This is a genomic window from Rhodococcus sp. WAY2 (assembly GCF_009859915.1).
Classification (GTDB): Bacteria; Actinomycetota; Actinomycetes; order Mycobacteriales; family Mycobacteriaceae; genus Rhodococcus_F; species Rhodococcus_F oxybenzonivorans.
On the sequence record NZ_CP046573.1, the window covers coordinates 855,853 to 879,314 of the forward strand.

A 23,462-nucleotide genomic window follows, 5' to 3' on the forward strand; every position below is an offset into this window, starting at 1 on the left:
CTCGGAAGGTGGGTGCACAACCATGACGAAGCCGAACATCGGCCGAAACCCTGCACGGCATCCAGCCGTACTCGACCTCCTCGGCAACACACCCACCGCCCACCAGCCGCCGGGTGCCCGCACCAAGGCGCAAGGCGGCCCGGCCACACCGCCGCCCACACGGCCGCGTCTTCCGTCCACGAGCGCCCGCCGCCCGGGAAAGAAGGCGGTGGCCGGCATTGCAGTGGCCGCCGTCGCCGTGGCCGGTGCGATGGCAATCAGCCACCTGCGCAGCGAAGACAATGAAACCGCGGCCACCTCCAGTGCCACCGTTGCAGTTGATGAGAACGGGCTGCCCATTCTGAACCTGCCCAAACCCGAACAGGCCGAGAAGGCTTCCGCGTCGGAGGGGGACTGCCGGGCCGACCGCGGTGACCAGAAGAGCGGCGCCGGCGCGATCGCAGCATTCAATTTCGCCTACTACAGCCAACGCAGCGGCGAAGCCGCCCGAGCCTTCGCAACACCGAACACGTCGGTGCTACCAGGCCCCGAGTTGCAGCGCGTCATCGACACGGTCCCGCTCGGTACCAGCTACTGCATCCGCACCATCGAACTGTCCCACGGGGTCTACCTGGTCGATCTCTCCCTGATGCGGCCGGACCAGCCTCTCTCCCGCGGCACCCAGACCGTCACCACCCAAGAGATCGACGGGCGCTGGTATGTCGATGTCTTCACCTGAGTGTCCAGCTGGGAGGTGCGGTTCGGACTGCGCCGCCGACCCGGAAACGAAGACTTATTGCGTGCAGAGTGCTCGAACTATCGGGATGACCGCAACACCAGCGCCGCAACACTGGCGTTGCCCGCACGATGGTTCGAGCGGCAGAGCGACCGCGCAATAGTGCGCCAGTACGTCATCGTTTCGCCGCACCTGACCGCGGAACAGGGCCGTTGCGGAGAGAGCGGGCTTGCTAGCCAGGCCATGGGATCGCAAGCGTTGCGGCGCGGGAAGTGGTGCCCCGGTCGCTGCTGCAACACCGCGCAACACCCTTATGAAGTGCCGCAACGAACATCCGCAACGAACATCCGCAACACCACAGGAAATACCAGCGGCGGCAACATGGTCCATCGCCTAGCCGGGACCCCGTGAAAGGAGACCCCCGAGCATGAACGACCTCAGTATCCGAGCCGCGCAAGTCCAGCTCCGCGCCCTCATGGCGGCCCTCATCGTTGCGATCGCTATTGCAGTCGGCATCACCACAGGTGCCTTCGTGCTCTCCTTCGCCGTGCAACGTGACCTGGCGTTGCAGGCGGGTATCCCGCACCACCTCACCTGGATCTTCCCGGCCATCGTCGACGGCGCAATACTCGGCTCGACGATCGCGGTCGTTGCGTTGAGCAAAATTGGCGGTAGCGCAATCGGAAAAAGGTTCTTCCTCGGGCTCGCTGTGGTGGTGGTCTTCATCAGTGTCTTCGGCAACGCAAACCATGCCTACCGTGCGGGGGAGGCCGCCGCGCGCAACGTTGCCGCCGGAATCGAACTGGGTTACACCCCGCTGTCACCGACCGGCGCATCGCTTATTGCAGTCATTCCACCGTTGCTCGTGCTGGCCTTCACCCACGGCATCGGCGTTCTCATCAAGGCCATCGGCACCGCCCACATGGAGTACAGCGCGGTCGTGCGAGACCCCCGACATCGTGAACAGCAATGGGCGGGCGAGGACGCTGGGACCGACTCTCGGAATTCTGCACCGGAGCCGAGGTCGGTCGACCGCAACGCCGGACGCAATGCGCAACTCGTTGCCTCGACCCGCCGGGACATAAATTCTACCGTTGCACCGGGCGTCGACGTTGCGTCGGCAGCCGAGTCGTCGGAACCCGACCGCGCCAGGTCGGCCGCTACGAGGCCAGACATGGACCGTGACGTTGCGGCTGCCCTGCAACGGAAGGAAACGGACCCTGCTGACCTCACCGGTGTTGCGGGACAGAGTGAGGAACACCAGAAGCGCAGTATCCGCAATGCACTGCACAGTCCCGCCGCCGCCGCACAAGAGATCAGCAATGCCCCGGAGGACCCACCTCAGTCGTTCGTGCTGCCGGACGAGACCCAGACCATCGACAACCTCCTCGCCTTCATCGACGCCTGCGCCGACTTCGAACCGATAGTGAAGGAGACGGCCCGATTGCGGATCAGTGAGCAACGCAGCTACGCGGAAATCGCCACGCTCACGAACGCCAAGGCCGCTTCCACCGCAATGCGTCGCTTCGACAAGGTGGCGCAACGTGCGGTCGAGGCAGGATTCCGGACCCCGCCGCTGCCTGAAATCGACGACGCGACCGAGGGCCGCAAGGCCGCAACGCTCGACCAGCAGTACGCCTTTGCCGGGGCATTGCAATGACTCGAATTGGCGAGAGTGTCCACACGTGATTCCGTGCAGTCTGCAAGGCGTGGGAATGACCGACAAGGCGGACCTCAGACAAGAACGGTCATCGGTGGAAACAACACGCTCGGTCGCTCGAGCGCAATATCGGCAATGTCATGCACCACTCAGGCGAGCCGCGCAATGCAACGCTCGGCAACGACAAAGCCGGCGGGGCAACACCGGCCAGCTCCGATGCCACAGCGAGTTGCTGCAGGCTTGGCACCAGCTGCTCCAACAGTCGGGGCTATCCGCTGTTCGCGGACACGACCGGTGGAGGCGCCCCGTGTCCGGTGCAGTGGGTGAAGAGCACCCGGCATGACTCGGATCGGTCGACGAGAGCGTCGGGTCGGACAGGTAGCATCCTGCGCGCAGTCAATGGGTCCATTGCCCCGGAAAATGATCGGAATCGTTCGTCCATCAGGTTGTCGAGATCCCCTCGACTACACGGGACGGCTATGGTCCGGGTTCGCCAGGGACCGATACCGCAAGAGACAAGGGAGGGGACCGTCGATGGCAGGGGTCAGAACCTGTACGAGGACTGCAAACGCCTGGCAGAGCGCCGGATTAGTCGCCGCGCTATGGATAGGCGGGACGTTCGCCACCGCGGCATCAGCCCAAGCCGAACCTGCCGACCTACTCGCGCCGGGGGCTGTGCTCTCCGAGCTACCCCTCACCACCGTGGTGCTTCCTGCCGGCGCCGCCGACACCAGCACCCGAATCCGCTACTCCACGCTGCGCACCGCCACCGACCCGGGCGAGTCCACCGGATCGGTCTTCCTGCCACAGGGCACTCCACCGGCTGGGGGGTGGCCGGTCGTGTCCTACGCCCACGGCAACGTTGGCATCGACGATGCCTGCGCCCCCTCGGTCACCGGGTCCACCGAGGTCGAACGCGCGTCAATCGAACAATGGCTGGCTGCCGGCTACGCGGTCGCGGCCACCGACTACGCCGGGATCGGCACCGACGGAGTCAATGCGTACACCGACGGCCCGGCAGCCGGCGCCAACGCCGTCGACATCGTCCGCGCGGCCCACCACATCTACGGCGACCAACTCGGCGACCGATGGATCGTGGCCGGCCTGTCCCAGGGCGGGCACGCCGCCTACTTCGCCGCCCACCAGGCCACCACTCGAAGCCCCGAACTCGACTTCCGTGGTGCAATCGCCGTCGGCGCCCCCACGCACCTCGACCAGCTCTTACCGCTAGCCGGACCCAACTTTCCACCGGTGCCGAACGCTGGGATCGCCCAGTACGTCCTCTACACCCTCGCCGGCCTCGACGACCAGCGACCGCAACTCGACATCCGCCGCCGTCTGACCCCAACCGGCGTCGAGCTCATAGAGAAGGCGAAGGTGACCTGCAACAGCGAGTATGACGAGTATCTGCGCACAAACCCGGTCACCATCGCGGAGCTTTTCACCACCCCACTGGACAGCCCCGACCTGCGCGCAGTGCTCCAACACATGCAGCAGGCACCTACCAGCGGATTCGACCGCCCGATCAGAGTCGTGCACAGCCTTACCGACACCAAGGTGCCGATCCCACTGACCTGGGCGCAACTGAGTGAAATGCGTTCGAACGGCGTCGATACCGAGTACCAGCAGCTCTCCGATGTGGACCATTCCGCCAGCTTGACCGCCGCCATGCCGGAATCACTGGCCTTCGCTGCGCGGGTGCTGAGGTGAAGACACCCGGAACACCTTGTCCAGTGCTGCGGGGGTTGAACCGCCGGCTTCTCTCGTTGCGCCCCGGTTAGCCTGATGTCAACGGTCGCTCGCGACACTTTGTGTCCCCATTCCGGCGATGACAAGAAGACACGCACATCTTTTGCACTCCTGGCTCGAGCACAGTCCTACCGTGCACGCCGGGGCCATACGACTGCAGTCCTGATCACGCCACTGCCGACACGCCCGACCGCGTGCGGGGGTCGTCGCTGGTAGAAGGACCACTACCTGACACTGACAGCCGGAAAACCCTCGGTTGCAGCGCGATAGGAGTCCGGAAAATGGCACGGTTCGCCAGAGGTGGGATCGCGGTGATCACCACCACCGCAGTCTTATCCGGGACCGCGCTCATCTCAGGTTCCGTGATCGCGCATGCCGACCCGGCCAGTTGCTCGTCGACGTTCAACCTGTTCATCCCCGGCACATGGGAGACCAATGAGCACGCCGACCCGAACCGGCCGGTGGGCATGCTGGCCCCCGTCGCGGAGGCGATCAAGGCGAAGAACGGTGCCCGAGCGCAGGTATACACGCTGCCGTACATGGCGCGCGCGTTCGATAACGGCCACACCTACGCTGACAGCAAAGCCGACGCGGTCAGCAAGGCCACCGCCGTGCTGAAGAACTACACCAACGAATGCCCGGACGCGAAGATCACCATCACCGGCTACTCCCAAGGTTCGGACGCTGCAGGTGATCTCGCGTCGGCCATCGGAAACGATAGAGGACCGGTCGACGCGGACCGGGTCCTCGGTGTGGCCTTGCTCGCCGATCCCGGCGCTGGCACGAAGGGCGCCGCGACGGTCGGACCGAAGACCTCCGGGCAGGGGATCGCCGGTCCCCGGGAACAGGGTATGGGCAAGCTGTCCGGGCGGGTGGCCTCGATCTGTGACCCGAAAGACCTGTACTGCTCGATCCAAAAGGGCGCCAACCCGTTCCTCGGATCGCTCGGATCGATCCTGTCGAAGACCACAGGCGCCACCGATGCCGGAGATGGTAACGCGGCAGTCGCCACCGCACTGACTTCGGATTTCGCCGATGCTGACCTGCCCGGTCTCGGCTCGAATCTGGACGTTCTCGGAAAGCAACTCCGCGGCATAGATTCCGGCGGCTTGGTCGATGTGAACCAGATCGCCGATACTGCGACCTCGCTGTCGAAGACCCTCAGTCCCCTGGCCGAGCTGCTCCAGTCCGGGGCCGCAAACAGTGCCGCCACCAGCAACCTCGCAACAGCCCCGGCCGGCACACCGGAAAACGCGGCCGCGCAGGTCCTCACCACAGCCAGCCACGCGGACCTGACCGGTGCGCTCGACTCGGTAGCCACAATCGCGAACACCGCGGCCAAGCTCTCGAATAGTGGCACCACCATGCTGCCCGCCACCGCCCCGCAGATCTCGCAGCTCTCCACCACCGCCGCGTCACTCGGTAGCCAGATCGCCCCTATGGCAACCACACCCGCAGATGCCCTGTCGACCGCGTCGAGCGTGTTGTCGGTCCTCAAACCGAAAGTCGTCGTCGAGCAGGCCCTTAACGTCGTCACCGGCATCACCGCACTCGACATCCCGAAGATCCTGCACAACCTGATCGTGCTCCCGCAAAAAATCGCCGCTGGCGATGTCCGCGGCGCCCGGGACGCCGCCCGGGAGCTGAACGTGCAGTTCGCGCCGTTAGTGAAGATGGCCGCTGCTGCCGATTTGAAGTGGGTCTCCCAAATACTCTCGATCATCCCGGACCCGACCGGGTACACCCGGATCGCAGCGCTGGTCACCAGCATTCTCGGCAACGTCGACGTGATCAAGCTGGCCAACATCGCCGGCCAGGCCCAGGAAATCGCCTGGGCGGCCGCGGACAAACTCTTCCCACCGCCCGGAGTGCTACCCGACCCCCTTGGTGCCGCGGCGCAGACCGCGGCGTTGATCCCCCTCGGCCTCGAACTCGCCTCGGTGGCCGCGAACATGCTCACCGGCAAAGCCAGCAAGACTGACCCCGCGCTACTCGGCAAGCAAGCCAACCCGGTCGGGAACGCGATCACCACGCAGACCCAAACCCTCGACCTCGCAGGACTCGCCGGATCGGTGTCCACGATGGCGCGCTCGCAGGGGGCCGAGGACCTCGCCACGGTCGTCGGCGACGGCCTGAACGCAGCCAGCTTCTTCGCCTCCGGTGCCCACCAGAGCTACCAAACCCTGGTCGTCGACAACGCCGGCCGCAATGCCATCCAGTGGGTCTCGGACTGGCTGAACCTGCAAATCAACCGCGCCGTCTGACCATCCCGACAGCGTCCCCACTCGACAAGGAGTCCGAATTGGCCCCGCGAGCACACCGCCCCACCGCCCGCTGGGCGACCTGCCCATACTGCAACAAACGCACCTACTTCAGCCGAAAGGATGCACGCGCCGCCCGCACACAACACGACAAGCGGCGCGGACTCTCGATCTACACCTGCCCCCACCAGGAAGGTGGCGACAGCTTCCATGTCGGGCAACGACCTAAGGGCCTTACTCGCGGTTGCATCGGCCGCGACACACTTGTCGAGAGCCAACGAGTCTCGCACCATCAACGACATCTCGACACCGGGGATGCATGGTGACGTGGATGAATGCGACCGGTACACCGACGACACCCATCACTTTCGAACCCGGTGACCGGATCCGCTTCGGCCTCGAACCACGCCGCCCCTACACCGTCCGGGCGACCTCCGAACACTTCGTCGTCTGCACCCGCCAACGCGACTTCGCCCCCAAGGGTGACGTCGTCTACACAGTCATCGACTGGAGGAACGGGATCCGCGGACCCATCAACGTCATCGGACAGTCCTGGGACGTGCGAACCGACGAACAATGCCAGCTCGTCGTCGCCGACCTCGACGCCGGCCGGTCGAAGATTAGTCACCGCAACCGTGTTCAACTCGACATCCTCGATCGCGGTCAGTCATGACATGCCATAACCCCCTTCCGCGCTGACGGTGGACCGATGACCTTCAAAGACCCGCAACAGAATCGGATCCCACACGAACGCATTCGAAGCTCACCGGTCACACAGCCCGGTGTTCACAACACCCCGAAAGGTGAATACATGCCCCTCTTTATGTGGATCTTCTACTGGCTCGGCCTCGGCGGCGTCCCCGGCACCGGCCCGTTCTAGCAGGACGCACTCTTCAGCCGAAAGGCTCTCACTCGGGGTTGCACACCGTCCGCGTCTCAACACGTCCTCAGTAGCCCTATCCACCGTGGCTGGATCGGTCCACGGCCCGCGCCCAAGCCGTGTGCGGAGCAACTCGACACCGACGTGCTCGATCACCTCCTTGCGCCGAGTGGCAACGCCTCGGGGTCACCCCGCCGGTGTGCTGTTTCGCAACGACCATGCCTCACCGTGGGCAGTTGTCGGCGATAGGTGGCCGCGCGGGCTGCGCTCGTCTTTTCTCGGGCGCAGCTCCCCCCAAACATTACAATGTGGCAGTGTAATGTGGCTAGTTGGCAGGGCTGACTGTGTGATCCATCAACGGATTCTTTTGTGGCGGGAACTGCGGCAGGGGAAGGGAGGTGTGTCCGCGTGAACAGCAGTGCCCGCAACGGATTCGGCCCGTGGTGTCAGTTGGGAGACAGGCTATTTCGCCAGTACGATGCGCCCATGTGCCGTTCAAGAGCTCATGGAAGTGGCCGACGTTGCCCTGGCTGCGGCAGTTACAAGGCTGCTGCGAAGGCGAACGCAAACCGAAGGCTGGGCCGCGAAGCCCGCAAGAAGGTCGTCACCCACCTCAAGGAACAGGGGCTGCTCGGCGCCGCAGCGGCAGTGCAGTCGGCCCCGCCGAGCATCCTCAAGGAATTCATGGGCGGGCTCGGGATCGACGCGAAGACCCTCGGTGACACACCGATGCCCAGCGATCATGCCAACCCGCCGAGTGCGAAACTGCTCATCGCCCAGGCCGTCAGCGAGCGCGAGAAGCTGACCGCCCCGAAAGTCACTGCGGCGCAGGCGGTAGTTGAGCACGCGAAACAGCAGGTTATCGCCGCCGACGCGGAAGCGGAGGAAGCCCGTAAGGCGGTCAACCGGATTCGGACGCGGCTGAGGAAGGCGAAGAAGGCCGCCGAAGACGGTACCGGTTCATCAGACGACATCGCAGCGAAACAGGGGGAGCTCGACGACGCGAAACAGGCTCACCTGGATGCGAAGCGCCGGCAGGTCGAGGTTCGAGAGGACCTGGCCGCCGCGAAGTTCGGTCTGCGCGAGGACATGGCCACCGACGCCGAGCGCGACGCCTACTACGCTTCCCTGTCCAAGGACGAGGTCGACGCGATCGCCCGCTCGCTCAACCGCCGCGCAGCACCAGAAGCGGCGAAGGCGCTCACCGAAGGTGGACAGCCGACCCTGTCGTCGACACCGCGGGACACCAGTGTCTACACCGCCGGGACCATCGCGATGGAAACCGGGTCCGGTGTCACCGATGTCGAGGGCCGCATCCTCGACGGCGGCACCGCGATCTACCGGCGCGGCTCCTCGGATTTCTTGATCCTGCAGCGCAAGGGCGACGCCTACCATCCGGTGGGCCAGGCGACCGGTAAGAATGATGCGCTCGCGAAGGCCAATCGCATCCCGAAGCTGATAGATCCTGATCCGCTGCCCGCGAACGCCACCGAGCTGCAGAAACAGGCGCACGCGATGAAAGCAGACGTGGGGCTGGAAGTGGCTCGTCGAGCTGCCTCGGGTCTCGCGTCCACTCCGGCCGCGCAGCAGGGCGTCATCGACGAGGAGATGGCCGAGGCGAAGGACAAGTTGACCGACTCCGCCGGGGGCGGCCCGGTCCGCGCGGACATCCACGACGGCATCAAACGGCACCGGCAGACGCTACGGCAACAGTCGGCAATCAAGGCCGGTGAGCAGGCGCGCGCGAAGGCCCTCTTCGACGGCGCCAGCAAGGCCGAAGCCGACGCCGCCTACGCCAAGGCCCACCGCCGGGCCTTGGGTACACCGACAATTGGTGGCGGCACGATTCCGCACTTCGAGCACGACATCCCACCGCAGAGTCTCGGCGCGGACAAGCACGCCAGCCTCTGGCGCAGCGGAATCCGCGCCTATGGCAAGGAGACTGCCGACGACTATGCCGTGATCGCTCAGCGGGCCGGCGACTTGAAGTCGTGGGGCTTCCAGCTCGGGCCGGGTGGCCAGGTGCACACGTCGAACATCGGGGCGCTGACCACCTCCAATACGGCGTTCGTGCAGAAGGTATTGAGCTACCAGGAACGCAGTGCCCTGACGACCTACACCGGCGGCAGCTACCGATCCATCAACGCCGCCATCACCGGACGCGACGCCAACCCCTCCGGGCACGTCAAGTCCGTCGTATCCCAACTAGACTCCGCGTTCGACAAGTTCCGTGCGCACAACCCGAACAAGACGCCGATGACCCTGGTCCGCGGCACCCAGATCCCCAGCGGATGGAAAGGCACCACCGAGGAGTACATCGACTCGACCTTCACCGTCGGTTCCCGGATGGAGATCGGCAAGGTCACCAGCTTCAGCACCAACCACAGCACCGCCCACAACTTCGCCGGCCACCCGCCGTACATGATGGTCGTCCGCACCCGTGACGGCCTGCCCGTCAAGTCCATCTCGAACTTCTCGTCCGAGGACGAGGTCGTCCTGCCGATGGGGACCCACCTGCGGTGCGTGAAGGTCGACCACCACGGCATCAGCGGCCGGCCAACGGTCTACATGGTCGCCGAGGACTTGGTCGCCGAGGCCGAAGACGGTGACGGTTCCGCCACCAAGGCTGCATAATTGGCCGTTTACGAGCAAAAATGACACGTCCCCTCCGGGGAGGGGCTGACGGAAGGACCCCACGATGGCACTCAACGACGAGCAGCTCGACGAGATTCGTCGGCACCTCGATGAGGGCATGACTCCCGACGCGATCGCGGACTACCTCGGCCGCGTCGCCGATCTCGACCTCATGGACATCGAAACTGTCCGGACCGCCGCCAACGACATCGCACGAGGACAGACCCCATGACCGTGACACCCTCGATCAACCCCGACGCGGCACCCACCGACGACGTCGCGATCCGGTACGCCAATGCACTGACCGGCCTCGCCGCCGGCGACGCCTGGGGATATCAGGTCGAATTCACCAGCTACGCACAGATGCCGGCCTACCCGGTCGCCCCGCCATCCGGGCATTGGGTCATCTCCGATGACACTCAGATGACCCTCGCCCTGCATCACGCGCTGGTCGAGGTCACCGACTTCGCCGACATCGAAGCGGTCACCGACGCCATCACCCGGCACTTCCTGCTGTGGCAGGTCGACCCCGACAACACCCGCGCCCCCGGCCGCACCTGCATGACCTCGTTGAGAAACCTGCGCGCCGGCGCCCGCTGGTACGACACGGACGGGGCCGTCGAATCCGCCGGCTGCGGGGCAGTAATGCGTTTGGTCCCAGCTGCATTCGCCCCCGAGCCGTATTGGTTGGGCCTGACCGCCCTGCAGGCCGTGATCACCCACAAGCACCCACGCGCTGTCGTCCCGGCGCTGCTCCTCGCCGACGCAACCCGCCACGCCCCCGAACGCCGCGGCCGGTTCCTCGAACACGCCCTGACAGTGGCTGCACAGATCTACGGCGGCACCAGCACCTTGTTTGAGGACTTCTACCTGCGCGATGTCCTCGCCCCGATCACTGGGGATGTGTCGTCTTACCTGGTAGACGGACTGGACGACGGGACCGTGGACATCCTCACGGCCGCCGCGGGCCGCCTCGAACAACTCCGCACCCTTCCGCCGGCCGACTTCGGCGACCCCTGTGCGGGAATCGGCCAAGGCTGGGAGTCGGCCAGCGCAGTCGCTCTCGCCCTGCTGGTCGCGGACCTGGGAACCGCAGAGGATGAGGCCGCCCTGACGGGACCCGAGGCGCTCGCCTGGGCATCGACCAGCAACGGCGACTCCGACTCCATTGCGTGCATCGCCGGCGGGCTCATCGGCGCAGCCCACACCACCGAGGATTACTGGCACACCGCCGGCATGAACCCGCTCTTCGAGCCGCGCTACTCCGCCGAACTCGCCGCCGCGGCGATCCGGCCTCCGGAAAACTGAACACTCGGTGACCACAGACCCTGGGCCGAACAGGGTAAGGGGGTCATTGACCAGGGGATATGACACGTCCCTGAGTAGCCGCAGGCGCCGCCAGCCCTCATAGAGCGGATAAGTACCTACCCATAGGGGCACACCTGTGGCGTTGGTCGACGAGGCAAACGGCGGCGGATCGGGGAAGATACCCGCGCAACGATTCGGTCAGTCGACGATCGGGACGGTGGTTTCGGGCTGGCCGTCGACGGACGACAGAGGATAGTGCGGACAGGTGACCACCTGACTGGGCACCGGGATGGCACGCCGGGCGGGGTCGAGGTAGAGGCGATACGCGAACTGTCCGCTTCGGTGGGTTCCGGTATCCGGGTCGAGAGCGCCGAGAAAGTAACCGCCCGTGGAGTCGACGGTCGAGAAGATTGCCCGAGCCCACTCATTGGGCTCCACTGGCGGCAGATGCCGCGGTTGTCCCGTCGACGCGTCAACGGTGCGTACGACGACCGTGACCACGGTCCCGGCCGACGCCGGAAACCACGCCTCGGCCGCGACGTCGAACGGTGCGGTAGACGTGTGAATGCGCAACTCGACATTCGTTCCGGTCCGAGCCGTCACCGTGAGACTGTGTGGATTCGCCGTGCCGTTCTCAGCTACGAGGTCCGGCAGCGACTCGTGAGAGTCAGCGTGGATTCTGCCGAGGTCAGCGGACATACCGGCAAGCGTACGTGCAGCACACGGGGGGCGGCGGGGGCGGCGTAGTTCCATATCGATACTGCTCGCGGAGCCTAGATCAGCATGATGGGCGATCGGTGACCCCTGTCCGTGAGTGACCGCCGATGGCAGGTCGGTGCGCCTGATCTGGGCTTACTCCTTCCGCCGGAGTGCCTTGATCACGGCGATGAGGCGCTGGTGCGGCACCGGGTATCGACCAAAAGCATGTACGCGAGGGCGACGACGGCGATTGCGGCCGCAATGCCGAACAGCGTGACCGTCACTTCCCCGCAGATGACGATGGTGACGACCGCAAAGGCGCTGAGGGTCTTCATGGTGGTTGTCCTTTCTCAACGACCCCACGCGTGTGCAGGGGCTCACCCCTTGTGTTGGGAAGTGGCTCGAATGCCAGGTCCGATGTGGAGGCTCACCGTGAATCTGGGACTTCCGGATGGCGCCGGGATTGCACATAACAATTTGACGTTGTAAGGTGAACTCCGAAGGGGTTCCTACTGAGGGGGATACGTGATGTACGACTTGCAGATGGCCAATCTGACGGCGGCGCTAGCACAGATCGACAAGGCCAATGCCCGTCTGGCGCGCAACAACATCGCCGAACGGTTCACCTACGCCCTCGACCCCTACACCCACGAGGAGACCAACGCCCTCGGCATCACGATCGCACAGGAGCGGGTGCGCCTGACCTTGGTTGCGCCGCGGATCGGGTTCGGTGGATGGGTGTTCATTGCCCGTCTGGTCGAGGAGGAGGCGGGTTACGTCACCTTCTGCGCTCCCGGCCAGAACCTGGACGGGTGGAGTCGCCCGGAGACCCCGCACTGCGACTACTGCGGCAAGTTCCGCCGCCGCGCCAAGTTGTATGTGCTGCGCCACACCGAAACCGGTGAGATCAACCAGGTCGGCGCCAGCTGCATCACATTGTTTCTCGGGGTGAAGGTCGCCGGACTGTGGACCCTCGAATACGACCTCGATGAGCACCTGCCCGCCATAGGCGGGCAGCAGTGGGGTGAACCGGCAGCCGGTGGGGACCGGTCGCTGCACAAGCTCGACACCATCGCCCTGGCACTGGCCTTCTCCGAAGGCGGCCGCGGCTACATCTCCCGTGCCAGGGCGCGTGACCGCGAGATTCCCGCAACCGCGGACACCCTCGCGACCGCCGTGTGGGGGCTGGCGTCCATCCGCAACCAGGCAGTGCGCCGTGAACTCGAGAACGGCGTAGCGAAGGCCCACCGAATCAGGGCTGAGCAGCCCGAGCTGATCGACGCCGTCCTGGCCTCCGTCGCGACCGTCGACCCGACCACCGATTACGGGATGAACCTGCGCACCCTGCTCGCCGGGGAATACGTTTCGGCGAAGTCGGTGGGTATCGCCGCATCGCTGGTCGCTGTCTACGCCCGGCAGCAGCAGTACGACGCTGAACGCGCGACCCTCGTCCCCGGATTCGTCGCGCCGAAGGGTGCCAAAATCGCCGACCTCGACGCCACCGTGACCGTCTCCCGCATCATCGACGGCCATTACGGATCCAAGACCCTGCTCGTTCTCCGCACCGACGGCAACCAGCTGATCAAGTGGTTCGCCTCCGGTGTGCGCGACTACGAGCCCGGCCAGCGGATGCGGATCCTGCGCGCCACCGTCAAAGACCACGAGACGTTCCGCGACCAGGACCAGACCGTCGTTACCCGCGCCAAGCTCGACACCCTCGAACCCGCCGCCTGACACACGGCACCAACCCCACAGCGCGTGCCCGGCCTCGACGAGATGACCCCGACGGCCGCCGATGACGCGCGCCCACCTCCCGCCACCGACAAGGACCCGCCATGCCTGCGCTGATTCGCCCGACCTACCGCTACACCGACCCGTCTCTGACTCCGCCCGCGCCGGGCGCTGCCCTGGTCATGGAGGTGGGCCTGGTGTTCTCCCGCCCCGGAATCGGCCCGAAGGGCGGTGGCCAGCACGGCGGTGTCCCGCTCTCCGTCGGCCCGACCACCACGCTGTTGCGCCGGCACGACGGCATCGAGATGCGGTTGCCGAATACCGATCTGCTGCTCTGGAATTCCCCGTTCCTGATCGCCGGTCACCGACACGGCGTCTTCGACCTGCGGCACCGTCCGGGCTGGGAATGGCTGGGTTGGACGCTCGCCGACCACGTCATGCACGACCACCACGCGAGCGTCGCCACAGGACTGGCGCACGGCGTCGTCCCTGTCACGGCGGGTGAGCCGGCGCCGTTGGTGGTGATTCCCTGTGGGGCACGAAAGGCTGCTGTACCGATGCCGGCCGGTGCCCTCTACCTCGGCTCCTACCACCGACTGTGCCAGAAGGCGGCACTTCGGCTCACCCCGCGCCAGAACATTCGCATCCTCTCCGGGCTCCACGGGTTGCTCGACCTCGACACCGTGACCGCCCCGTACGAGATGCGGCTGGGAGAGCTCGGTTCGATTACCGCCGACACCGTTCACGAGCAGGCCGCTGCACATGGATTGCTCGATACCGACGACGTGATCGTCCTCGCCGGCCGCGACTACAGCCGGATCGCCACCGCGGTCTTCCCACACGCCCGCACTCCACTCTCGGGTTGCCGCGGAATCGGAGAACAGCAGCAACGCCTCGCGCACATCGCTGCCATAGGCGCGGCCGCTATCGATGCGGCAGAACTGCATCCGAAGTCGGCATGACCCAGAAACGTCGGTGCCGCGCGATAGATTCGAACGAGGACGACGCACGTCCGGACTTGTGGGGGCAAAAATGCTGACGGTTTCGTATCTCGTGCCAGGCGCGCCCCTACTAGGGTGCCGCCGGATCCTCGAACTGAAAGGGCGACGGTGAATAAGCATGACCGCCACGACAAGAAGTAACGACCCCGCAGAAGTGCACTGGGACACGGTTGTTCTCAACCAGGCCGAGCGCAGACGCTCGCGCATGGTCGACAGTGCCGGTGCCACCCTCGTCCCTCTCATAGCCGTCGGAACGATCTCAGCGGGGATTACTGCATTGAGTCTCCTGCTCGGAGGAGCTGGAACGGCATTGCTGCACGTGAACTGGGAGGTCGCGGACCCGGCCCGCGCGGAGGAGGTAGTCGATGACTTCCTCAACGTTGTACCGGAGGCCGGCACGGCACTGCTGGGGACGCTACTGGTCACCGGTGCCGCGATCGCTGGACTGCACCTCCTCGCCCGGATCGACCGGAGACGGCAGCCAGCACGGATCGTCGGCGCCGAGTTCGAGCACACACCGGAGGAGTTGCGGCAGCTGATGAGTGACGCAGTCCTGGCAGTCGAGCAGATCAAACATTCCCGCGCATTCCACGAAGGGATGTTCACTGACCTGGACTTGCGCACGGCCATGTGGGACCTCGGGGCCCGAGTCCTCGCTGCCGCCGAGCTGCACGAGGCGATCACCGCGGCCGCCAGTGCCCGCCCGGAAATGCTCACCCCTGACGACCACCAGGCTTACCTGCAGGCACGCATCCAGATCGAGCACGCCGTGCAGGCACTGCGCGACGCTGCGGATACCGTGGCCGAGCTTTCTTCTGAACTCACCGCCGCCGATGCCGCCTCCCGCGCCGCCGTCGAGTCAAGCCGACAGATCGAGGCATCGTCCGGTCACCTCGATCGTCTGGCGCACGCCCACACCGCCGTCGCGGCCACCACCGCGACACCCGCGATCACGGTCACCGACCTCAGCGAGACGATCAGTACCCGAGTCCTCGCATACCGAGATCTGCCGCGGCCCTGACCGGCGACAGATCCGGTGTGCGCGGGAGGCTGCACCTGGCAGTCCGCCGGGCCGCCTGACGCGTACGCCGCCGGCGCCGGCACGAAGATCCACAACCTCGGCGGAGTGCACCACGACGTGCACCATGCGTCACTGTCGTTGTCGGTGTACGACCCTGCATGCGGAGACGGGGGCGGCGATCCTGGGCCGTCACCTCGCCTGACCTGCACTGACCGCGAACGCCCGACCACCTTCCCCGTGTGGTCGGGCGCTGTGTGTCCGGGGGTCACCAGACATGCCCGCCGCGAGCGAAGGCGCCGAACACGCCACGGGGATGGTGCTTGACTTGCAAGAATGGTGTGTGGGTCGGGCCCGCACCACCGGAGGACCCCATGTCTCGGTTTCTGCGCCCGGCCCTTATCGCGTCCACGGCGGCCGCCGCCCTGTCCCTGACCGCGGCGCCCGCACACGCAGCACCACCGCCTGTTCCGAGTGGATGTGCACTGCAGTACTTCGCGATCGGTGCGATGTCGACGTGTGATCCTGGGACGGTGAACACCCATCAGGTGGAGCTACATTGTCAGCTACTCGGTGCGTTCCCCTATATGCATTTTCCTGTGTGGGGACCGGAGGTACCCACATCCCTGCCCTCCATTGCGCTGTGCCCGCCCCTCCACTTCGTGCTCGGCCCCACCGTGCACACCCGATAGCCATGCTTTGACCTGCGGAAATGACACGTCCCAGGACCTGGTCCCCCGGTGACGGCGCGACCGCCAGTAGGGTTCGGTCCTGCTGTGAAAAGAAAACATGAGATCGGGGAACTGTGGCGCGCAAGGTAATAGTCGAACTCGTCGACGACATCGACGGCACCATCTTCGGTGACGGAGAAGGGGAGAACATCACCTTTTCCGTCAACGGGGTGGACTACGAAATCGACCTGAAAGACAAGCACGCCAACAAGTTCCACAAGCAGATCGGGTACTTCATCGACCACGCGACGCGGACAGGTGGCCGCAAACGCCGCTCCGACCGACCCGTCGTTCCCGTCGTTGTAGATGTTCCGGTGCGGCGGCGCGGGGAAGTCAAAGAGATCCGGGCGTGGGCGGCCGAGCAGGGCTACGACATCTCGTCCCGCGGCCGGATCCCCGCCGAGGTCGAGCAGGCGTTCCGCGACGCCCACTAGAAAGCCGGGGAAGATGAGGCGGTCACTGCGCAATCCCTGGTACCGGGCGTCGATCAGAACGGCCGCGAGTGCCCACTGGCTGACCACCGGTAGCCGGGGCCTGCGCGGGATGACCGGGGAACCAGTCGAACTCGACGACACCGAGGCCGCGACCGTGCTGGCCGCCCTGGTGGAAACCACGGGGCGGGCGCTGGCCCGACCGTCCGTCACGCATTACCCGGCTCCTGGCCCGCCTGGACGTCGCCGGCCACCATCCCCACATGGCCGAGGTCATCCACACACTGGCCACTGACCCGGCATGGCCGCCACGCGCCCGCGAGATCGCGGCGACCTCGGCCGACTGGTAGCGCCGAGGAGCTGTTGGTTCCTGCGAGCGGGTCGGGCTCGGTGCGGGTGCTGGGATGCCGCAGAACGGTGCTGACCTGAAGGGTAATCCCGTCTATCTGACATCGTCGGAAGCGGGGAAGGAGTGTGGCGTCGGGGTTGCGGTGTTGAAAGAGCTCATCCGGGCACGCACGCTCGTCGACGGGGTTGTTCGCACGTAACAGTCTCCGAGGGCACGGGCGATACTCCGTGTGCACGATCCTTCCGACCAAGGAGAGCGCCATGTTAGACCTGGGATTCTTCTCTGCCTTCCCTCAGTTCACCGACGCCCTCGTGGCAATAAGCATGTGGTGGGAGTCGCTTCCATTCAACTGAGAATCCAGCTGTAACGATCCGTAAGACGAATAGGTCGTGCGAGGCGCTGGCGCTCGCCGACCTCGGGCACACCGTAACCCGCGGCTGCGGACCGACCACCGCATCATCTCCCCCACCCTGCGCGCCGCCCTCCTCGGACTCCGGAACCTCTGACCGCTCCCCAAAGAGAAGGGGACGTGTCATTTCTCCAGGTAAATGGCGTTTTCAAGAAGGTGTCCTCGATCTACCTGCCGGGCAGGCGGACTCGATCTTGGGTGAAATCCCTCGTAAGACAGAGAACGTCGGCCGTCGTGATTGGCTGGGTCGCTGGAGGTGGGGCGCAGCGGAACGTGGTCGGATCGCTCGTCCTGGGCGCCTATGACGACGAGGGAGTCTTGAGGCACATCGGTCACGTCGGGACCGGATTCACAGCCTCGATGCGCCGGCAACTGCGCGACCAACTCGCGAAGCTTGAGCGCTCGACCAGTCCCCTTCCCGCCTCGTCAACACATGCTGACGCCCCTCATGGTGTGTCTTGGGTCGAGCCACACGTGGTCGTCGACGTCGAGTTCCGCGAGGGTGGCGGCCTGAGACACTGGTCGTTCAAGGGCGGCGATCAGATATCCCGCCAGAGGACGCCACCCTGCCCGATCAACGCTGATGGGAAGGCCCCCTCGATCGTGTCGGCAGCGACGGCGGGTGGGTCCGGATCGATCTTGTTGCCGCGCCCGCAGCGGCATAGGGCGATGTACGTACCCGAACGCTGTTGCAGCGCTTGACCGTCGTATGAACGTTCCCGGCCTGTGAGCTCACTCCGGCCACGTCTTCTCAGGGTTCGAGTTCCGGGTCTTCCCCGATGTTGCTTACGGCATGCGGGTGATTGACTGGGAAAAGCGGCTCGGACACCTTGCTGAATTCCGCTTATGCGTACTCGAATTCGACCGGAAGGTTGGTCATGAACCTGATCGTGCGCCCTTCGGGCCCTGATGATGTATCCGTGCTTCGGGGCGGGATCTGCATCGCAACCGTGGTGGCATGCCTGCCGTATCTTCTGCTCAAAGTCGCATGGATCATGGGTTGGACGATCGGCGTCGAGGATGCCGGTTTCGCCGATACCACCCGGGTCGCCAATCTCGCTACCTCCGGTATGGAACTGGTCGCGATCGTGATCGCGATCGGACTGGTCGCCTCGTGGGGAAGAAAGATCCCTGCCTTCGCAATCGCTTTCCCCGTCTGGGTTGCGACCGGTCTGCTCGTCCCCGTTGCAGTCGGTTCGGTGCTGGGCGGTGTGATCCAAGCGGTGACCGGTGGCGGAAACGCATACAGCGGCAACGACGAAATGGCCGGATGGGTATTCGGTTTGGTGTACGGAGGCTTCGCGCTGCAGTCCGTCCTACTGTTGGCCGGTTTCGTTCTCTACGCGCGCGACCGCTGGGCGGTCGTAGCCGACGGTGGCCGCATGCACGACGGCGCCGGAAAGACCCGTCCCCTGCAGAATCTCCTGGGGGCTGTCTTCGTCGTCGCCGCGACGATCTTCGCCCTTCAACAGCTGAGTTGGGCGGTATGGGGTGGTGGGATGTTCTCCGATCTGACGACCGCTCAAAGGGTGTTCCTCGTAGCGGGGCCCTGTCCGCTGTCGTAGGTGCCGCAGCCGTGGTCGGTCTACTCAGGGGGAAGCGGCTCACGATCTCCGGGCTGACGCTCATCTGGTTGGGCACCTCCGTGACGTTCACCAGTGCGCTCAAAGACACGTTGACGACCCTCGCTGTGGACGCCGAGGCGTGGGGCGCGTCCCGCCAAGATCCGGGCAATGCGGCGCTGACCCTGCTTGTCCTACTCGGCGCATTCGCTGGCGCCATCGGAGGTGCGCTGCGTCTTGTCGAGGAAGTGTCTCCGGCGAGCGAGGTCTCGAAGGTCGCGGCGTGAGTATGTCAGACCACGAATCGTCGGCGTTGCCGCGCTTCGCGCAGAGAAAGTTGTCCAACTCCAGACCCGCTCGGGATTCGTCTTGTACACCGATTGGTGCGTATCCCGACGCTGCACTACGAACTTTCCGGTGTCGCGGACCTACCCCAATAAATAAACAGAGCGTTCAGCCCCCCAGGGTTCTTCGGCATGGGCCCAGTCAGTCAGCTCAGAGGTAATGGTCAACGGTCAAACCCTATCCATAACCCAGGCACCTACCCGTTCAGCGTCCAAGTGAAGTACCTCGTCCCGGCCGCTTCCTAGCGCAGCCAGCACACTCGCTGGGCCCCACATCAGGCCTGTCTGTCGCGCGCCTGGGCCATCCGATCAGCCAAGCGGTACACCGCCCGCTCGTCAGGGATACCGACCATCCTGGCGCGCTCGTGGGCCGCAAGGAACGCCGTGACCTCTGCATTCCCCCGTTGGCGGTCTCGGTGCTGGAACGCTCGGCGTGCCTCGGCCAGGTCCTCGAGGACCAACCACTGGAAGCGATCTAGCGTGGCGGCGATCTCGGCCATCCGCGCCCGCTGTGATCGGGCCTCGCGCCACCGGTCGGCCAGGGACGCCCCGGACAGCAGCGTATCGACGACGACACCGCGGAACTCGCTGATCACGGAGCGACCGTTTCCTCATCACCGGCGACGCTGGACAGGGTCCGTCCACTTCTTACCTGGTTTTCCCGCAAGGTCGCGCGGGCGAGCATCTGCTCCATCTGGGGCCACCCGAACCGGAGATCGGCTGCGATCATCCCCGCGCGGGTATCCAGGTCCGGCTCGAACGCAGTGAAGACCACCCTCGCCGCCGGTGCGAGAACATCGTGTTCAACGGCGTGCACGGTCTCGCTCGGCCAGCGTTCCTCGCCGCCTGTGGTGTCGGGCTCTCCGAACAGCTCGGTCAGTCGGTGCCGAACGTAGCCGAGCTGTTCGAGTTCGGTCGCGGTGTAAAACTCGGTCAAGGCTCCCCCTGGTGCGTTTGCTGTTGCCTGCTCTGACTGTTTGACCACCGTCTTGGTCTTACAGCTGGTCTTCCTCGATCAGGGTGAGTCCAGCGCCGAGTGCTGGGCTGTTGATGACGTTTGTGCGTACGAACTCGATCTGGGCGGTCAGGTTCGCTCTCAGCGCGGTGAGTTCGTCGGTCATCCTGTGGGTGTCGGTCGCGGCGAGCTCGTTGCGAGTGATCTGCGTGTACGCCTGGTGAAGGCTCGCCTGCTGTTCTTCGAGTTGGTCGAGGGTCTTCATCTGCTTGATGAGTCGATCCAGCGGTGCGAGTTCGTCGCGGTACGCCAGCAGGGCGGCAACTCGGTTGATGAGGCTGGCCCGCATCTCGTTGATCAGTCCGGTGCTGCGGTCGACTGCCTGGCGGAGGCGCTCGACGTCTGGTCCTTCGTCTTCGAGAACGTCCGGGTCGATGGCGGCCGAGAGTTGTTGCTTGTCCAGTAGTGCCGCGCTGCTCGCGATCTCGAACCGTTCCCGCCCGAGGTCCAGTCTGATTCGGTGTTCGTCGAGCAGTGGCGACTTCCACGCTGCGCTTTTGCGGATGTCGGTGATGATTCGGTCTGCGACGTAGGCGATCTTTTCAGCGTCGCGGGGTTGTTTCCGCGCTTCTGCCGGGAAACCCGTGCCCTGGTAGGCCTCCTCGATCGCGAGGTGTTCGTCCGAGCGCACGTGCAAGGGGTGATGGGCGGCGTGTCGACCGCGAGCGGCGGCTGCGATGCCGAGACCTGCGGGAAGAAGGAATGGAATGGTCGTCGTCAGGGGACTCGGTTCCCCTTGCGCCGCGACGATCGCGATGGCGCACAGCAGGGACACGAGAGACAGAACGGCCAGGGCGACTGTCGTTCCCCACCCGGACTTCGGCACCCGCGACCAGTAGTTGTTGAGACCAACCCTTCTGCGATCGTCGAGCTTGCGGGTCAGTTCCGGTGTGAGCGAGCTTCGGTCGAGCCGTTTCAGGTCGCGGAGCTTGGAGCTGGTCGCATAGTCATATTCGGTAATGCCGGATATGAGCTTCTCGACTTCCGTCGAGGACACCAGTGAAGCCAGTCGAGTGTGATCGCGACTGATCTCCCCGGATGCCTGCTCATCGCAGTTCTCTTTGCCGTTCATTCTCTCCCCCTTAGTGCCGCCCGTACACGGGCGCGGATTAACTTCTACCGCCAGCTCCGCCGGCGTGCGCAGCGCCCAAGCCTCCCCCTGGTCTGATGTTTGCCTTGTTCAGGCGATCGGGTTAGCCCCCACTGCGCAAGGTTTCGGATTCTTCGTCTGACAGTCCCAGCAGTTCAGCGACTTTGTGCTCTTCGTTTTCCCGATCCGCGGCGATCACTGGTGCATACTTCCGCTGCGCTGCCTGCTTCGTGATTCCGCCTAGCGCCTGGCCGATCTCGGCCCAGCTGATCCCGCGGCGTCGGGCGACGGCCACGATCTGCTCCAGTGTCCATTTGGCGAGATTCGTGGCCTCGTGCTGGGCCCGGAGCGCTTCGACGACCTGTTCGTTCGTCACGGATCCGCTGAAACGCATGACGTCACCGGTGTTGCTGCGCTCTTCCATCCCGTCCATGCGTCATCATATTGCTGACATATCTAGCATTTGTCAACATAATGATGACGCAGTGGGCCACCGGCGGTCTCAGCGTGAAGTGACGGGAGTCGGGTGACAGTCACCGGGACGTGTCATCCGTGCAGTTCGGGGCGACTTTCGGGCCGGTGGCCGTTGCCGCGGGACAGTGGCGCGAGGTGCGGGGATCGCCGCAGCCCGCGCTCGACACCGCCTCGGTGGCACGGCCGTTGCGCGAGAACACCGGTCGGCCGCCGCCGTGGCCGGCGTCACCGACACGCACGCGCCGATTCGACCTAATCGCAGCCTCGGGTTCTTCGGCTACGGTGGCCGGTGCCGCTCTGCTGGGCCGCCTGGTCGAGCACAAGGTATGGGGCCTCGCCGCGGCCGCGGCGGTCCTGATCACCCTCACCGTCGGCGCCGCCCTGGCCAACAACTCCCGACGCGCCTCCAGCTCCCCGAGTCAGGCCGCTTACCAGGAGAAATGACACGTCCCCTCCTTTCGTGGCAACGAGTGCGCTGCGGGCAGCTCGGGTCTCGGCCGGTGGCAGACCTCGAAACCTGCGGACGTTGTCGTCCGAGGACCACCGGTGACGGTTCGCTCACGTGGCGAAGCAATCTGGCGGACGAAGTATCGTTCCTCGGCATGGATTCTTGGGTGGCGTACGACGCGATGGGGCAGGATTTCGCAGATCATGCAGCTGGTGGGGCGGCCAACGCGCACTATGACCGGCCCGCGATGCTCGCCGCTCTCGGGAACGTCGCGGACCAGGACGTTTTGGATGCGGCGTGCGGCCCAGGTTTCTACCTCGAGGAGTTGATCGAGGGTGGGGCTCGGGTGCGGGGATTCGACGGCAGCGAGGAAATGATCCGGCTCGCCCGGCAACGCGTGGGCGAGGGTGTGGAGATCCGGCAGGCCGGCCTCGACCAGCCGTTGCCGTATGGCGACGGATCGTTCGACAGTGTCCTGTGTGCCTTGGCGATTCACTACGCTGCTGATCGTCGCGCCACATTTCGTGAGTTCTTTCGGGTGCTGCGGCCGGGTGGTCGGTGTGTGATCTCGACGCAGCACGCGACGACGGATTGGCTCCGTAAGGGCGGTTCGTATTTCGATGTGGTGCTCGAAACAGACATCTGGCGCGTCGGTGGGCGCGAGCAGGAAGTTCGGTACTGGCGTGAGCCGCTCAGCGAATTATGCTCGGCAGCCACGGATGCCGGCTTCGTGATCCGCCAGGTTATCGAGCCGCGTCCCGCGGAGAGTATGCGTCAGGCGTGGCCGGAGGATTACGCCCAGCTGATGCAGCGGCCCGGATTCTTGATGCTCGACCTTCTCCGGTTGTCTGAGGTGGGCAGACCTGACTGAGTCGGTGCGGTCCGTGCTCGTCCCGAAAAGGGGATCGTCTGCCGGTCGCCATCGCAGGCGTCACTCGTGGCGACCTCCGCAC

25 protein-coding genes are annotated in these 23,462 nt (G+C 65.2%); 19 read left to right on the forward strand and 6 right to left on the reverse strand.

Annotation, left to right across the window (positions count from 1 at the left end; translation table 11 throughout):
• The first annotated feature begins 22 nt into the window (after window positions 1-22).
• The 9 genes from GFS60_RS33925 to GFS60_RS33960 all read left to right on the forward strand — a co-directional run bounded on the left by GFS60_RS33925 (window position 23) and on the right by GFS60_RS33960 (window position 11,207).
• On the forward strand, window positions 23-718 hold the full coding sequence (locus tag GFS60_RS33925; RefSeq protein WP_159928830.1) for a hypothetical protein: 696 nt from the start codon (window positions 23-25) through the stop codon (window positions 716-718).
• Window positions 719-1,142: 424 nt separating this feature from the next.
• On the forward strand, window positions 1,143-2,375 hold the full coding sequence (locus GFS60_RS33930; protein WP_159928832.1) for a DUF2637 domain-containing protein: 1,233 nt from the start codon (window positions 1,143-1,145) through the stop codon (window positions 2,373-2,375).
• A 534-nt stretch (window positions 2,376-2,909) separates the two neighbouring features.
• Entirely contained in the window at window positions 2,910-4,085 is a 1,176-nt protein-coding gene (locus GFS60_RS33935) for an alpha/beta hydrolase family protein (protein ID WP_159928834.1), read from the forward strand.
• A 320-nt stretch (window positions 4,086-4,405) separates the two neighbouring features.
• Window positions 4,406-6,388 (forward strand): cutinase family protein, encoded by a 1,983-nt coding sequence (locus GFS60_RS33940; RefSeq protein WP_159928836.1) that lies wholly within the window; start codon window positions 4,406-4,408, stop codon window positions 6,386-6,388.
• A gap of 328 nt (window positions 6,389-6,716) precedes the next feature.
• Window positions 6,717-7,058 carry a hypothetical protein gene (locus GFS60_RS33945; RefSeq protein ID WP_236603645.1) on the forward strand — a complete coding sequence of 114 codons (342 nt, stop codon included), beginning with the start codon at window positions 6,717-6,719 and terminating at the stop codon, window positions 7,056-7,058.
• Window positions 7,059-7,094: 36 nt separating this feature from the next.
• Window positions 7,095-7,265 (forward strand): hypothetical protein, encoded by a 171-nt coding sequence (locus GFS60_RS33950; protein WP_159928840.1) that lies wholly within the window; start codon window positions 7,095-7,097, stop codon window positions 7,263-7,265.
• Between the two features lie 486 nt (window positions 7,266-7,751).
• A complete protein-coding gene (locus GFS60_RS33955) occupies window positions 7,752-9,899 on the forward strand; it encodes an ADP-ribosyltransferase (protein WP_236603646.1) in 2,148 nt (715 codons plus the stop codon).
• 64 nt (window positions 9,900-9,963) lie between these two features.
• Window positions 9,964-10,131 (forward strand): hypothetical protein, encoded by a 168-nt coding sequence (locus GFS60_RS38815; protein ID WP_164709553.1) that lies wholly within the window; start codon window positions 9,964-9,966, stop codon window positions 10,129-10,131.
• A complete protein-coding gene (locus tag GFS60_RS33960) occupies window positions 10,128-11,207 on the forward strand; it encodes an ADP-ribosylglycohydrolase family protein (RefSeq protein WP_159928842.1) in 1,080 nt (359 codons plus the stop codon). Before GFS60_RS38815 ends, GFS60_RS33960 begins: the two co-directional genes overlap by 4 nt.
• 198 nt (window positions 11,208-11,405) lie before the next feature.
• Here the strand turns inward: GFS60_RS33960 and GFS60_RS33965 are convergent, their stop codons facing one another.
• Together GFS60_RS33965 and GFS60_RS33970 are read right to left on the reverse strand one after the other, a co-directional pair.
• Window positions 11,406-11,906, reverse strand: coding sequence for an N-formylglutamate amidohydrolase (locus tag GFS60_RS33965; RefSeq protein WP_159928844.1), 501 nt, complete (start codon window positions 11,904-11,906; stop codon window positions 11,406-11,408).
• Between the two features lie 179 nt (window positions 11,907-12,085).
• On the reverse strand, window positions 12,086-12,241 hold the full coding sequence (locus tag GFS60_RS33970) for a hypothetical protein (protein ID WP_159928846.1): 156 nt from the start codon (window positions 12,239-12,241) through the stop codon (window positions 12,086-12,088).
• A gap of 193 nt (window positions 12,242-12,434) precedes the next feature.
• Here GFS60_RS33970 and GFS60_RS33975 point away from each other — a divergent pair, with 193 nt between their 5' ends.
• From GFS60_RS33975 to GFS60_RS34010, 8 genes are all read left to right on the forward strand, one after another.
• The gene (locus GFS60_RS33975; protein ID WP_159928848.1) at window positions 12,435-13,640 is read left to right on the forward strand and encodes a hypothetical protein; all 1,206 of its coding nucleotides are present in this window, start codon (window positions 12,435-12,437) and stop codon (window positions 13,638-13,640) included.
• A gap of 101 nt (window positions 13,641-13,741) precedes the next feature.
• A complete protein-coding gene (locus tag GFS60_RS33980; protein ID WP_236603647.1) occupies window positions 13,742-14,599 on the forward strand; it encodes a DUF6884 domain-containing protein in 858 nt (285 codons plus the stop codon).
• Window positions 14,600-14,756: 157 nt separating this feature from the next.
• On the forward strand, window positions 14,757-15,659 hold the full coding sequence (locus GFS60_RS33985) for a hypothetical protein (protein WP_159928850.1): 903 nt from the start codon (window positions 14,757-14,759) through the stop codon (window positions 15,657-15,659).
• A gap of 371 nt (window positions 15,660-16,030) precedes the next feature.
• The gene (locus GFS60_RS33990; protein ID WP_159928852.1) at window positions 16,031-16,348 is read left to right on the forward strand and encodes a hypothetical protein; all 318 of its coding nucleotides are present in this window, start codon (window positions 16,031-16,033) and stop codon (window positions 16,346-16,348) included.
• Between the two features lie 113 nt (window positions 16,349-16,461).
• A complete protein-coding gene (locus GFS60_RS33995) occupies window positions 16,462-16,821 on the forward strand; it encodes a histone-like nucleoid-structuring protein Lsr2 (RefSeq protein WP_159928854.1) in 360 nt (119 codons plus the stop codon).
• 1,028 nt (window positions 16,822-17,849) lie between these two features.
• Window positions 17,850-18,278: an ATP dependent DNA ligase gene (locus tag GFS60_RS40185; protein ID WP_328799854.1), complete on the forward strand. Its 429-nt coding sequence runs from the start codon at window positions 17,850-17,852 to the stop codon at window positions 18,276-18,278.
• Between the two features lie 176 nt (window positions 18,279-18,454).
• Window positions 18,455-19,141 (forward strand): hypothetical protein, encoded by a 687-nt coding sequence (locus GFS60_RS34005; RefSeq protein WP_159928856.1) that lies wholly within the window; start codon window positions 18,455-18,457, stop codon window positions 19,139-19,141.
• Between the two features lie 11 nt (window positions 19,142-19,152).
• Window positions 19,153-19,425 (forward strand): hypothetical protein, encoded by a 273-nt coding sequence (locus tag GFS60_RS34010; RefSeq protein WP_159928858.1) that lies wholly within the window; start codon window positions 19,153-19,155, stop codon window positions 19,423-19,425.
• 332 nt (window positions 19,426-19,757) lie between these two features.
• Here the strand turns inward: GFS60_RS34010 and GFS60_RS34015 are convergent, their stop codons facing one another.
• The 4 genes from GFS60_RS34015 to GFS60_RS34030 all read right to left on the reverse strand — a co-directional run bounded on the left by GFS60_RS34015 (window position 19,758) and on the right by GFS60_RS34030 (window position 22,020).
• On the reverse strand, window positions 19,758-20,078 hold the full coding sequence (locus GFS60_RS34015; RefSeq protein WP_159928860.1) for a hypothetical protein: 321 nt from the start codon (window positions 20,076-20,078) through the stop codon (window positions 19,758-19,760).
• On the reverse strand, window positions 20,075-20,419 hold the full coding sequence (locus tag GFS60_RS34020; RefSeq protein ID WP_159928862.1) for a hypothetical protein: 345 nt from the start codon (window positions 20,417-20,419) through the stop codon (window positions 20,075-20,077). Before GFS60_RS34020 ends, GFS60_RS34015 begins: the two co-directional genes overlap by 4 nt.
• A 58-nt stretch (window positions 20,420-20,477) precedes the next feature.
• On the reverse strand, window positions 20,478-21,569 hold the full coding sequence (locus GFS60_RS34025; protein ID WP_159928864.1) for a hypothetical protein: 1,092 nt from the start codon (window positions 21,567-21,569) through the stop codon (window positions 20,478-20,480).
• Window positions 21,570-21,690: 121 nt separating this feature from the next.
• Window positions 21,691-22,020: a hypothetical protein gene (locus GFS60_RS34030; RefSeq protein ID WP_201453697.1), complete on the reverse strand. Its 330-nt coding sequence runs from the start codon at window positions 22,018-22,020 to the stop codon at window positions 21,691-21,693.
• Window positions 22,021-22,130: 110 nt separating this feature from the next.
• On the opposite strand from GFS60_RS34030, the gene GFS60_RS34035 reads away from it, so the two are divergent.
• Window positions 22,131-22,505, forward strand: a complete 375-nt coding sequence (locus GFS60_RS34035) for a hypothetical protein (protein WP_159928866.1) — start codon at window positions 22,131-22,133, stop codon at window positions 22,503-22,505.
• 158 nt (window positions 22,506-22,663) lie between these two features.
• The gene (locus GFS60_RS34040) at window positions 22,664-23,380 is read left to right on the forward strand and encodes a class I SAM-dependent methyltransferase (protein ID WP_159928868.1); all 717 of its coding nucleotides are present in this window, start codon (window positions 22,664-22,666) and stop codon (window positions 23,378-23,380) included.
• The last annotated feature ends 82 nt before the right edge of the window (window positions 23,381-23,462 follow it).

Coding starts and splice junctions, on each gene's coding strand:
- GFS60_RS33925 (WP_159928830.1), top strand. CDS start 23: ATGACGAAGCCGAACATCGGCCGAAACCCTGCACGGCATCCAGCCGTA.
- GFS60_RS33930 (WP_159928832.1), top strand. CDS start 1,143: ATGAACGACCTCAGTATCCGAGCCGCGCAAGTCCAGCTCCGCGCCCTC.
- GFS60_RS33935 (WP_159928834.1), top strand. CDS start 2,910: ATGGCAGGGGTCAGAACCTGTACGAGGACTGCAAACGCCTGGCAGAGC.
- GFS60_RS33940 (WP_159928836.1), top strand. CDS start 4,406: ATGGCACGGTTCGCCAGAGGTGGGATCGCGGTGATCACCACCACCGCA.
- GFS60_RS33945 (WP_236603645.1), top strand. CDS start 6,717: ATGAATGCGACCGGTACACCGACGACACCCATCACTTTCGAACCCGGT.
- GFS60_RS33950 (WP_159928840.1), top strand. CDS start 7,095: ATGACCTTCAAAGACCCGCAACAGAATCGGATCCCACACGAACGCATT.
- GFS60_RS33955 (WP_236603646.1), top strand. CDS start 7,752: ATGTGCCGTTCAAGAGCTCATGGAAGTGGCCGACGTTGCCCTGGCTGC.
- GFS60_RS38815 (WP_164709553.1), top strand. CDS start 9,964: ATGGCACTCAACGACGAGCAGCTCGACGAGATTCGTCGGCACCTCGAT.
- GFS60_RS33960 (WP_159928842.1), top strand. CDS start 10,128: ATGACCGTGACACCCTCGATCAACCCCGACGCGGCACCCACCGACGAC.
- GFS60_RS33965 (WP_159928844.1), bottom strand. CDS start 11,906: ATGTCCGCTGACCTCGGCAGAATCCACGCTGACTCTCACGAGTCGCTG.
- GFS60_RS33970 (WP_159928846.1), bottom strand. CDS start 12,241: ATGAAGACCCTCAGCGCCTTTGCGGTCGTCACCATCGTCATCTGCGGG.
- GFS60_RS33975 (WP_159928848.1), top strand. CDS start 12,435: ATGTACGACTTGCAGATGGCCAATCTGACGGCGGCGCTAGCACAGATC.
- GFS60_RS33980 (WP_236603647.1), top strand. CDS start 13,742: ATGCCTGCGCTGATTCGCCCGACCTACCGCTACACCGACCCGTCTCTG.
- GFS60_RS33985 (WP_159928850.1), top strand. CDS start 14,757: ATGACCGCCACGACAAGAAGTAACGACCCCGCAGAAGTGCACTGGGAC.
- GFS60_RS33990 (WP_159928852.1), top strand. CDS start 16,031: ATGTCTCGGTTTCTGCGCCCGGCCCTTATCGCGTCCACGGCGGCCGCC.
- GFS60_RS34005 (WP_159928856.1), top strand. CDS start 18,455: ATGAACCTGATCGTGCGCCCTTCGGGCCCTGATGATGTATCCGTGCTT.
- GFS60_RS34025 (WP_159928864.1), bottom strand. CDS start 21,569: ATGAACGGCAAAGAGAACTGCGATGAGCAGGCATCCGGGGAGATCAGT.
- GFS60_RS34030 (WP_201453697.1), bottom strand. CDS start 22,020: ATGGACGGGATGGAAGAGCGCAGCAACACCGGTGACGTCATGCGTTTC.
- GFS60_RS34040 (WP_159928868.1), top strand. CDS start 22,664: ATGGATTCTTGGGTGGCGTACGACGCGATGGGGCAGGATTTCGCAGAT.